Genomic DNA, 441 nt, shown 5'->3' with positions numbered 1-441 from the left:
AGCGCGGCGTTGTACGATCCGACAGGCGCGCAACTGGACAGCACGACATATTACCTGAGCTACGGAACCGAGCAGTTCAACCTGACTGCCAAGAAGACGGGCACCTACAGCGTGATCGTCACTCCGCAGGCGGCCACGCAGACGATACGTCTCAATATCACCCTCTCAGAGGATGTGCGCGCCAGCCTGATGCGCGAAGTGCCATTGGCGCTGTCGTTGCCGCGTTACGGTCAGAACGGTCGGCTCACCTTTACCGCCTCGGCAGGTGATAGCTTGGCGGTGCAGTTGAATGGTCAGGCGACGTTGCCCGCGTCCCGCACGCTCTACTATTACATCTATAAGCCAGACGGGACTTTGCTCGACACCAAGAGTTTAACCTCGGTCTACGGCACTCTTAACCTGGCGACTCTCCCGATGGGCGGGGAGTATGTGATCGTCGTC

At 59.0% G+C, this 441-nt stretch carries 1 protein-coding gene; it reads left to right on the top strand.

The genetic code is table 11. The annotated features are described in order from the left end of the window. Positions 1-441: hypothetical protein (locus CWM66_RS29025; RefSeq protein WP_199200102.1), on the top strand; the 441-nt coding region annotated here is incomplete at both ends.

Source organism: Kosakonia sp. H7A, from assembly GCF_003028445.1.
Classification (GTDB): domain Bacteria; phylum Pseudomonadota; class Gammaproteobacteria; order Enterobacterales; family Enterobacteriaceae; genus Kosakonia; species Kosakonia radicincitans.
The sequence above is the reverse complement of the archived record's forward strand: the minus strand, read 5'-3'. Positions and strand labels throughout refer to the sequence as shown.